The organism is Streptomyces sp. NPDC037288 (assembly GCF_055603265.1).
Genome location: NZ_JBVJVY010000037.1, coordinates 64,124 through 73,811, shown reverse-complemented (window position 1 = coordinate 73,811; position 9,688 = coordinate 64,124). Strand labels below are relative to the sequence as shown.

Sequence of the window (9,688 nt, the reverse complement as noted above, 5' to 3'; positions counted from 1 at the left end):
CTGAGGGAAGGTGACGGATATCGGCATGCCCACACCGACCGTCTGCCCGTCGGATATGTTCACCCGCGCCTGCGCGAGCACGGCGGGCTCCGGCAGGGACGGAGCCGGGCGCCCCTCGGACGTCCTGCCCGTGCCGTCGTCGTCGCCCTTGGCCTTCGCGGGCGCCGCGGCGGAGGCCCGGGCATCCGCCGCGCCGTCGGCCGTACGAACGCCGGTCCCCGCGTCCGTCGAGCAGCCGACGGCCGAGAGCAGAGCGATACAGGTCGCGACAGCGGCGCCGAGACGGCCGGCGGTCCGACCGGCCGAACGGTCCAAGTGCATGTGAATCCCCCCAAGTAAGGTGCGGTATCGCCTCCTATACGCCCGGGACCGGGCCCGGGTTGCATCGGATCGGAACTTCGTACGTACGCCGGGCAAGGCCCCGGCGGCGGCAAGCGGGTGAAAGGGCCTGACAGAGTCAGGCCGGCCGCCTCCTCGCAGCGATCCGCTGCCGGGAAGCCTCGTACAGCACGGCGGTCGCGGCGTTCGCGGCGTTCAGCGAACTCGCCGAGCCGGTCATCGGAATGCTGACCGTGTGGTCGCACAGGCCCCGCCAGGAGCTGCTCAGCCCGGACGTCTCGTTTCCTACCAGCAGCAACACCGGCTGGGTGAAGTCGAAGTCGAAGACATCACAGTCCCCCTTCTCGTCGGTACCGACCAGCGCGATCGACTGCCCTTCGGCCCGCTTCGCCTCGATCCAGGCCATCACGTCGCCGGGCGAGGGCACGCGTACCGCGGGGACGGCGAACAGGGAACCGGTGCTCGCCCGCACCGACTTGGGGTCGTACACGTCGGCCGCGTGTCCCGACACGATCAGCCCGTGCGCCCCGAAGGCGTCCGCTGACCGGATGATGCTGCCGATGTTCCCAGGGCTGGTCGGCCGGTCGAACAGGACACCCAGGAAGGTGCCGTCGGCGTCGAACCGGCCGAGGTCGTCGGCCGGCATCCCGACGACGGCGACGAGCTCGGGCGCGTCTTCGTTCTTCTCCCCGAGGTCCGCCAGCATGTCCGGCGCCATGGCGACCCGCTCGGCGTCGACACTGTGCAGCAGGTCCTGCGCCCACTGCGACAACGTCCGCCTGCCGTCGTATACCAGCGCCTTGACGGGCCAGCCGTACCGGACCGCCATCGAGATGGGACGGACACCCTGCACCAGGAACTCGCGCAGGCGCGTTCGCTTGTTGCGGTTGTTCAGCAGCGACTCCCACTGCTGAAAGCGGGCGTTGCGGGAGGTGATGCGCTGGACCGGTGGCACGTGTTCTCCAAGCTGAGCCGCTACTGATGGCCTGTTCACGCCAGCCTAAGGATTCCGTGGAGCCGTGACCGGGCGGGTGCCCCGCCAACGGCCCGCTCACGGGTGGCCCACGGTTTTGGAACTGCCCGACGTCGACCTGCTGCTGCGCACCGGAGGCGACCAGCGGACCTCCAACTTCCTGCCCTGGCAGGCCACCTACGCCGAACCGCTCTTCCTCGACACCTGCCGGCCGGACGTGGACCGCCGAGACCTGTGGCACGCCATCGAGCAGTACACCGGGCTCCCCGAACGTGGGTCACCCTCACCCGCGAAGGAAGGCAGGCCCTGGACGCCGAACTCCGTGCCCTCCGCGCACTCGTGCTGCGCCTGGAGACCCCAGGCCGCCTGCCCGGCTCACCCGACACGTGATCACCGCTCCAGGGGGTCGGTCCGAGGCCGGTGCAAGGCCTCGTGGCGGTTCGACGTCGTGGTCCTTGCTCCACTCGTTGATCTTGCCGGTCCTGATACGGGAACCTGAGCCCGACCGACCTGGAAGGAGACGCACGTGGCCCTCCCCTGGGGACTCCTGATATCCACCGCGGGAGGCATCGCCGCCACCGTCGTGGGTGTCATCGCGGGTGGTGTCGTGGGGCGGCGCAGCCAGAACCGCCAGTGGCTCCAGGAGTCGCGGACCGCCGCCTACGAGAAGTTCCTCCAGGCGTTCGGCGCCGTGGAGATGGAGCTTCGCGAGGCGTTCGTCGACAGACGCGCACCCGCCGTCGTCTGGGGTCCGTTCAATGCCGCCCTGCAGTCGATGTCCCTGGTGGCAAGCCAGGAGGCCATGGCGGCGGCCGAGCGGATCTGCTACTTCATCGAGGAGTTCACGATCCTGTTCCATGGCCGGCAGCCGACGGATCTGGAAGAACTCCGGCCGATTCACGGAGGGTTGTACGAGGCACACCTGAGCTTCGTCAACGCGGCCCGTCGGTCACTCGATCCGAGTCAGGAGCATCTCGTCCAGGCGCTCGGCGGGCCGTCAGCCTGGTACGGCGTGGAGTCCGCCTGGGCGCCCGGAGACGGGGCAGCAGGATAGGGCCGTCCGTCCTCGCGGCTGTGCAGCGAGGGCCTCAGCCCGGGGCCGTCAGCTTGGGAAGCTGCGATCGTTTGCGGCTGAAGGGGTCGCCTTCGGCTGGGACCAAGACGACGAGTAGGACGCTGTCGAGCGGGGTCGGTTGTGTCAGTGGCTGCTGTTAGCGTCCGGCCGTTCTGGAAGGCTGGATGGGGAGGGGCGTATGGGCGCGTCGGGGTGGGACTATTCCGTCCCCTATCAGGAGGATCTCGTCGGGGCTTTCGAGGGGCTTCGGCGGAAGGTCTTCGAGGAGCGGGAGTACTACTGGGGTCCTGGTGCCGACTGGACGCCGGAGGAGGAGCGGCTGCCGTGGCCGCAGACCATGGACGAGCTGTGGGAGCACGAACTCGTCCAGCACGAGGGGACGCACTCGATCCTCGACATCCTCCGGATCATCGGGCCGGATGAGGATCCGGACTACTGCACGATGAAGCAGGTGACCGAGGAGGAGGCGCTGCGTGTCCTGGGCAGGCGGAAGCTCACCCGGGCCGACGTGCCGCGTCTCGAGGAATTCGACCACTGGCGTTGGTACGGTCGGTGCGCCGTGCTCCACGACGATGAGGGTGAACCGAAGGAGATCTACTTCTGGGGCTACTCCGGCGACTGAGCCGCTCCAGGGCTTCCTGCCAGGTGGTCATGACGCCGGAAGACGGAGGGCACCGGCCCGGACGGACGGTTGTCGCCGGGGCAACCTCGCAGCGACAACCGACCGGGCTGAGTGGGTCGCACCGGCCTCGTGCGGCTTGCGGCTCACTGCCGAACCGTTGGCCCTGCGGGACGCGGTTCGCGCGTTCGGCCCGCTCATGGACCGGGTGCCACATCCTCGGCCTTCCAACCCGCAAAGCGCACGTGATCTGCCGTCGTACCGGAAAACCTCACCGATCGAGGGCAGGCTCGTCGGCCTGTGTGTCCCGGGTCGGCGTGGCCGGGCGTGCGTCGGCGGTTCGTCCCTCGTCCCTCCCAGGCGTCCTGTGTGCCCCCCGGCGCCGGTCACGCCTCCGCCCGGTTCAGGGCATGGGCAGGCGCAGGGCGAGGAGGGCGATGTCGTCGGTGCTGCCGGGGGGCACCCGGGCGGACAACCGGTCGCAGAGGGTGTCCAGCGGTTCGTGCACGAGGGCGAGGGCATGGCGGCGCAGTCGGTCGAGCCCGGCGTCCAGGTCGCTGCCGGGAACCTCGATCAGGCCGTCGGTGTAGAGAAGGAGTGTGGATCCCGGCGGCAGGGCGTGGGTGGCGCTCGGCCGATGGCTGCTGCCGCCCAGGTGGGTTCCGAGGATCAGTCCCTGCCCGGCTTCGAGGTACTGCGCGTTCCCGTCGGGGGTCAGCAGAAGGGGCGGCGGGTGCCCGGCGCTGGTCCACTGCAGCGTGTAGGGGCCGGTGTCCGGGCCGTCCACCCGGGCGAGTACGAGGGTGGCCATCGACACGGCCGTGATGGCGTGCATGGCATCGTCGAGTCGGTCCACGACGGCACCGGTCGGCCCCGTGTGGTCCCAGGCGAGGGAGCGCAGGATGCCGTGCAACTGCGCCATGCCGGCCGCGGCCGTCAGATCGTGGCCCAGGACGTCGCCGATGACCAGGGCGAGCGTGCCGTCCCTCAGTGTGAACGCGTCGTACCAGTCGCCCCCGACCTGCGAGCCGGCCGGAGCGGGCTGGTACCGGGCGGCCAGCTGGATGCGGCCGTGCTCCGGCAGCGGGGGGAGGAGGTTGCGCTGCATGGCCTCGGCGACCTCGCGCTGCCGGCCGAACCGGCGGGCGTTGTCGATGACCGGGCCGACCCGGCGGCCGATGTCGCTCGCCACGTCCAGATCGCCGGTGTCGAAGGGCCGTGCCGGGGCGCTGCGCACCAGTGTCAGGGCGCCGGTGACCTGCCGGCCGGCGCTCAACGGCACCGTGATGACCGATGTCGCGCCGGTCGCTTCCAGGAAGGCGTGGTGGACGGCGGCCAACGGTGAGTCCGGCGGTGCCCCCATGCCGGAACGGTTCCGCAGGACGGGGCCGCCTCCGTTCAGCACCTGGACCAGGGCCGAGTGGGCCGCTTCCCCGGTCGGCGGCGGAAGGTGTCCGCGCCAGTCCTCCTGCCCGGCGTCGCGACCCTCCGGGCCGGTCACCGCCACCCGGTGCACCTGACGGGAGCCGACCCGCAGGTCCACCGCCGCGAAGTCGGCGAAACGGGGAACCAGGAGCCGGCTCAACCGGGCGAGGGCCTCGTCCACCTCCAGGGTCTGACCGAGCACTTCGGTGATCTCCGCGACGAGCGTCAACCGCTCGGCGCGGCTCTCCAGAGCGGTCGTACGAGCGGCTCGTTCCGCCTGTTCGGTACGCTCCGCCCGCTCGGCACGTTCCGCGCGTTCCCTGGGGGCGCGGTGGTCCGCAGCGGTCTCGACAGTGATCACGACCATGCCCAGGGAGACACCGTCCCGCCTCAGAGGAGTGGCCGACCAGGAGATCGGGACCAGCCGTCCGTCCCCCCGCAGGCACCTGTCGTCGTCCCCGCGTGCCGGACGCCCCTCGGCCAGTGCCCGCAGCAGTGGGCAGTGCTCGCGTGGGATCCGGGCGCCTCCCGGATCCCGATGGCACAGGTCGTGCAGGTCCTGCCCGTCCACCACCGCTGCCGCGCGCCCCAGCAGCCGTTCGGCGGCCGGGTTGACCGCGACGATCCGCCCCGCCGGGTCGATCACGGTCACCGCCGTGCCCAGCTGCTCGACGACCCGCTGCCACAGTCCCGGTTCCGCCGCCGACAGCCGCCACTCGTGCTTTCCGCCGGGCCTCACGTCCTCCACGATGCCGCTATCCCCTTCACGGCGCACTCCACCGGTGCCTCGGTCTTCCAGGCCGCAGAAGACGCCGGTGCCCGTCGGTTCCGTACGAGAACGAGAATCCGGCCGCACGCCCGACGCGACGGCGCCTCCGCGACACCGCTGTACGGCGGCTCCGGTCGTGTCCGTCACTGCCGGTAGGGGATCGCGTCGGCCGTCGCGGCCCTCGTCGTGAGGGGTTGCCGAAACCGGCTCGGAACTGGGACACGGCGGGAGCGCGCACGTACCGGAGGAAGGCGGCCAGGTCGGCGAGGCCGGCGGGGATGGTGAAGACGCCGACGATGCCGCAGGCGCCGCGGGGCCGGTGCCGCAGAGGTGGTTCAGCTGCGCCCGCGGCGGGACGCCGGCGGTGTGCGTCAGCGGCTGCCGGGCGGCTACGGCGGCGAGTGGGCGGCCGGTGACCTCGGGCCAGAAGGTGCCGAGCGGCTCGGCTGTGCGGCGGTCAAGGCTCCTCGTCCGGCGGTCGACCCGGCTGTCGGCGTCCCCCTGCCGAAGGCGACGCCGGTGATCACCTGTACCTGGACCCCATGCAGTCGACGTGCCGGCCGAAGCCTGCACCCGCGCCGGCGCCCAGCCGCCGTACCGCCGTACCGCCGTACCGCCGTACCGCCGTACCGCCGTACCGCCGTACCGCCGTACCGCCGGGACGGCGTGCCGGCTTCGGCGGAGGTCCGTGGCCCGGGAGCGGCTTCCCGGCCTCACGTGGGTCGCACGCGATCTCGCCGGGGCCGGGAGAGGGTGCCTTCTTGAGGCGTCGGCGCCCGTGGCAGGGGGAGTAGCGTGGACAAGGCGAGGCGAGTCCCGTGATCGCACCGATTCCGAAGACGGGTGGTCCTCATGACCGGCTCCGATGCGCAGCCCGATTCCCGGCATCTGCCCAGTGGCGTTCACGAGACCGTACGGCCGGGGTGCGCGCTGCTCCGGCTGGAGACCACGGAGTCGCGCGAAGGCGTCCTCGACGGTGCGTGGTGGCCGCGGTCACGCGACATCGACGCCGAGCTGCCCGCGCTGCTGAGCGCCCTCACCGGCTATCTCGGTCCCGTCACCCGCGTCGGGCTGGACACCGCGGCCTGGGAAGGGCTCCCGACGCGGATCGTCGTCGACGAGCGGGTGGTGCACATCGACTCCTGTCCGGTGGGCGACGACACCGTCCTGATCACCCGCGGCGACCGGGACATCTTCTCGCTGCTGGTGGTTCCGCCGGACGCGGCTCCCGAGGCCGCCCGCGCCGCGATGGCTCAGGCCGTCCGGGCCGACAACGTCCGTCAGGCGGGACGGATTCTCATCGACACCGGAAGCGCGCAGGTGCCGCCGGACTGACGAGCGGGCCGGTCGGCAGAGCGGCGCCGGACACCAATGGTGAGGTCAGCCGCGCCACTCCACCATGAGCAGCGTCGCGTCATCCGTGGTGCGTCCGCCCCGCGCCCGTTTGAGTGTGTGGGACAGGGAGCGGGCCACCGACCGGATCCCGCGGCCGGTCTTCTCCAGCCGGTTCACACAGTCGATCAGCTGCTCTTCCCCGAACTCCTCCCCGCCGGTCTTGTGCTCCTCGACCAGTCCGTCGGAGAAGCAGACGACGCGGTCCCCGCGTTCCAGTCTCAGCTCGCTGATCCGTGGCTCCGAACCACCCAGGCCGACGGGGAGGGTCGTCGGGGCGACCAGGCGGTCCGCGACGCGGTGGTTGCGGACGAGGATCGGCGGCGGATGCCCTGCGTTGACCCACTGGACCTGTCCCGTCGTCGTATCCAGCTGCATCATCTGCGCGGTGACGAAGTGCTCGGGACCGAACTGCTCCGCCACTGCTCGGTCCATGAAGTCGTAGATCTCCGACAGCCCGATGCCGAAGCGGCGGGCGTGGCGGTAGGCGCCGATGGCCACGGTGGCCATCGTGGCCGCGTCCAGGCCGTGCCCCATCGCGTCGATCATGACCACGTGGAGGACGTCCCCGTTGAGCGCGTAGTCGAAGCTGTCACCCGCCACGTCATAGGCGGGTTCCAGGATCCCGGCCACGGCGACCCTGGGCATGATCATCGCCAGCGGTGGCAGCAGGGACCACTGGATCTCCGCGGCGACGCTCATCGGCTCATCACGTCGGACGGTGAAGAACAGGTCGGAGTAGCCGTGCTTGGTCACCAGCAGGTCGGCCACCAGGCCGGAGATCCTGCCCAGCAGGCGGCGGTCGTGGTCGTCGACGCTGTCCAGCGTCACCGCCATGACCCCCACCTGGTCACCGCCGTCCAGCAGCGGCAAATGGAGCCGAACGCCGTCGACGTCGGACTCCTCGACGGGGGCCGCGTCGAGGAAGCAGCGCCCCGCCTCGGAGTCGTCGATCATCTGCGGCACCCCCTCCGTGAGGCCCTCGCCGGGCAGGGGTACGAGGTTCAGCTGGCCGTAGTCCTGCAGCAGCACCTGCGGACGGCGGCCCCCCAACCGCTCCACCACGTCGGCGACCAGCGGCCCGATGAGATGGGGAGGAAGCTCGTGCGCGCGATCGAGGACCATTCCCAGCAGCGCTTCCCCGAAGCTCTCGGAGCGGTCCGCTCGCCGTTCGGGCGTCATCCCCTCACCCGCCATGGTCCGCGCCTATCGGTTGCGGCGGGGTGGGACGACGAAGGGACTGTCAGAGTCATCGCTCCACCGGAGGTCGTCGACGACCGGACCGGCCGGCCGGTCACCTGGGCCCGACAACGTCGGGCTCTCATCTGAGCCCGGGCCCTCCTTCCGACTCCCATGTGTCTTGTCCGTCGAGGCTGCTCTCGGCGAGTGCCAGCAGGCGGGGAGCCGACAGTGGGTTCCCGGGGTCGGCGGCGGCGGTCAGCAGCCGGGCGGCGGCTCCGGCCGGCTCGTCGGGTGGGATCACCAACAGTTCCCAGCGTCCCACGGTGCCGCAGTCCACGGTGATGGCATGGGCCTCGGCGTCGAGGTCGGTCAGGACCACCTCGATCACATGCCCGGGCGCCATCACCTCCTGCGGGGCGTCGGGCCAGGCGGCGGCCCCCACCCTGACGTGGGTGACGGTGCCGACGCTCGGATCCAGTGAGCCGACCAGCGCGGGCAGCTCCAGTTCCAGTGCGTCGCAGCGCGGCCACCACGCCCCGTCCAGCGGGCCATGGCTGACGTCCGGCGTGAGACGCAGCCGGGGCAACGGCATCCGGTAGGAGTGTCCGTCACCTGGTGCCGTACCTTCGGCGGGCCTTGTGATGGCGTCCATCGTGCGATCCCGTTCCGGGCGGCTTCCGGCTGCCCGTCTCTGTCACTCGGCGGGAACGGCGCTGCCGTGCTCGTGCGCCCGAAAGTTCCCGGTACCTGACAGGCTACGCCCGGCCGTGGCGGGCGGCGCGGCCCGCAGTACCGTGCGGCGCGGCCCGCAGTGGCGCGGCCCTCAGTACCGTGCGGAGGCAGGCGACCCTCGCGTGGAGGCACGTCTACGGCGGACGCCGGGTGGCGTGACCGCCCCGGCCGGTACGACGGCCGGCTCACGCCCCTTTGTCAGATCATCGGCGGGCCGGCGGCAGTCCTTCGACCGGCAGGATCAACACGCAGGGGGCGACGGGAGGGGGCAGCCCGACGACCTCACCCATGTTCTGCCAGCCCCAGGACGCGAAGGCGGCTTGTCCTGCCTGGTCGGCAGGATGCAGCAGGGTGACCCCGAGGGAGGAGTGCAGGTCTGTGAGCAGACGCCGCTGCAGGCGGCGGGCGATATCGCGGTGCTGAGCGTGCGGATGGGCCACGATCTGGGTGAGGACGACGAACCGCGGGCGGGAGGTGAGCCGCTGGATGATCTCCTGGAGCGCTCCGTCGAACCACGGGCGGCCGGAGCCGTCAGGGCCCACCGGATAACCGAAGGCGCATCCGACCAGCCCCGTCGTCTCGGCGACCAGCAGGGCGAAGCCGGGGCGGTGGGCGGTGACCGCCAGGCGGTGCAGGAAGTCTGCACGGGCGTGATACGCCTCGCCGGGGGTGCCCGTGACGGACTCCGCAGCCAGGTCCGCGATGTCCTCGCGCATGTCTTCGGCCTGCCAGCGGGTCAGCCGGCGAAGGCGGATGCCGTCCTTGAGGACAGGCTGGTCCGGCCGACGAGCGGGGTTCTCGGGCGCCCGCGTCGCGGTACCCATGAGGTCGCCGGGTGCGGCGGGCGGCGCGGGACTCACGGGGGCCGTAAGGAGTAGCGAAGCGGATCCGGTGGCGTCGAGGAGCCGGGTGATCTGCGCGCACGGGTGGTGCAGCCGCAGGCAGGCGTGGACCCGGCCGGCGCGCCGCGATGCCGACAGGAGCACGTCCAAACCCCTGGCGTCGCAGGAGCCGACCGTCGTCAGGTCGATGTCGATCACGGTGACACCGTCCAGCAGACACTGCTCCACTGCGGCCCGCAGCAGCGGCGTCGTGGCCGGCCCGATGTCACCGGCCAGCGTGACGAGTGTCCGCTCTCCTCGGTTCCGCCGATGGATGTCCAGCCGGGAAAAAGCCATCACG

General features: G+C 71.3%; 10 protein-coding genes. 4 read left to right on the top strand and 6 right to left on the bottom strand.

The window, feature by feature from the left end; all coding sequences use genetic code 11:
• The coding region (locus ACZ7GZ_RS32475) for an Ig-like domain-containing protein (RefSeq protein ID WP_471029677.1) at nucleotides 1–321 on the bottom strand (321 nt) is incomplete at its 3' end.
• A 136-nt stretch (nucleotides 322–457) separates the two neighbouring features.
• Nucleotides 458–1,294: a TrmH family RNA methyltransferase gene (locus tag ACZ7GZ_RS32470; protein ID WP_471029676.1), complete on the bottom strand. Its 837-nt coding sequence runs from the start codon at nucleotides 1,292–1,294 to the stop codon at nucleotides 458–460.
• Nucleotides 1,295–1,358: 64 nt separating this feature from the next.
• Here ACZ7GZ_RS32470 and ACZ7GZ_RS32465 point away from each other — a divergent pair, with 64 nt between their 5' ends.
• The 3 genes from ACZ7GZ_RS32465 to ACZ7GZ_RS32455 all read left to right on the top strand — a co-directional run bounded on the left by ACZ7GZ_RS32465 (nucleotide 1,359) and on the right by ACZ7GZ_RS32455 (nucleotide 3,009).
• Entirely contained in the window at nucleotides 1,359–1,811 is a 453-nt protein-coding gene (locus ACZ7GZ_RS32465) for an undecaprenyl diphosphate synthase family protein (protein WP_471029675.1), read from the top strand.
• 27 nt (nucleotides 1,812–1,838) lie between these two features.
• A complete protein-coding gene (locus ACZ7GZ_RS32460) occupies nucleotides 1,839–2,366 on the top strand; it encodes a hypothetical protein (RefSeq protein WP_471029673.1) in 528 nt (175 codons plus the stop codon).
• Nucleotides 2,367–2,565: 199 nt separating this feature from the next.
• Nucleotides 2,566–3,009, top strand: a complete 444-nt coding sequence (locus ACZ7GZ_RS32455) for a hypothetical protein (protein ID WP_471029672.1) — start codon at nucleotides 2,566–2,568, stop codon at nucleotides 3,007–3,009.
• Nucleotides 3,010–3,409: 400 nt separating this feature from the next.
• Here ACZ7GZ_RS32455 and ACZ7GZ_RS32450 read toward each other — a convergent pair whose 3' ends face one another.
• Nucleotides 3,410–5,179, bottom strand: coding sequence for a PP2C family protein-serine/threonine phosphatase (locus ACZ7GZ_RS32450; protein WP_471029670.1), 1,770 nt, complete (start codon nucleotides 5,177–5,179; stop codon nucleotides 3,410–3,412).
• 873 nt (nucleotides 5,180–6,052) lie between these two features.
• Here ACZ7GZ_RS32450 and ACZ7GZ_RS32445 point away from each other — a divergent pair.
• On the top strand, nucleotides 6,053–6,535 hold the full coding sequence (locus ACZ7GZ_RS32445; protein ID WP_471029669.1) for a DUF5994 family protein: 483 nt from the start codon (nucleotides 6,053–6,055) through the stop codon (nucleotides 6,533–6,535).
• A 45-nt stretch (nucleotides 6,536–6,580) separates the two neighbouring features.
• Here ACZ7GZ_RS32445 and ACZ7GZ_RS32440 read toward each other — a convergent pair whose 3' ends face one another.
• The 3 genes from ACZ7GZ_RS32440 to ACZ7GZ_RS32430 form a co-directional block, all read right to left on the bottom strand.
• Complete coding sequence (locus tag ACZ7GZ_RS32440; protein WP_471029667.1) at nucleotides 6,581–7,774, bottom strand: PP2C family protein-serine/threonine phosphatase; 1,194 nt, start codon at nucleotides 7,772–7,774, stop codon at nucleotides 6,581–6,583.
• A 139-nt stretch (nucleotides 7,775–7,913) separates the two neighbouring features.
• Nucleotides 7,914–8,426, bottom strand: a complete 513-nt coding sequence (locus tag ACZ7GZ_RS32435; protein WP_471029666.1) for a DUF5994 family protein — start codon at nucleotides 8,424–8,426, stop codon at nucleotides 7,914–7,916.
• 283 nt (nucleotides 8,427–8,709) lie between these two features.
• Entirely contained in the window at nucleotides 8,710–9,684 is a 975-nt protein-coding gene (locus ACZ7GZ_RS32430; protein ID WP_471029664.1) for an STAS domain-containing protein, read from the bottom strand.
• Nucleotides 9,685–9,688: the final 4 nt, after the last annotated feature.

Coding starts and splice junctions, on each gene's coding strand:
- ACZ7GZ_RS32440 (WP_471029667.1), bottom strand. CDS start 7,774: ATGACGCCCGAACGGCGAGCGGACCGCTCCGAGAGCTTCGGGGAAGCG.
- ACZ7GZ_RS32430 (WP_471029664.1), bottom strand. CDS start 9,684: ATGGCTTTTTCCCGGCTGGACATCCATCGGCGGAACCGAGGAGAGCGG.
- ACZ7GZ_RS32445 (WP_471029669.1), top strand. CDS start 6,053: ATGACCGGCTCCGATGCGCAGCCCGATTCCCGGCATCTGCCCAGTGGC.
- ACZ7GZ_RS32435 (WP_471029666.1), bottom strand. CDS start 8,426: ATGGACGCCATCACAAGGCCCGCCGAAGGTACGGCACCAGGTGACGGA.
- ACZ7GZ_RS32455 (WP_471029672.1), top strand. CDS start 2,566: ATGGGCGCGTCGGGGTGGGACTATTCCGTCCCCTATCAGGAGGATCTC.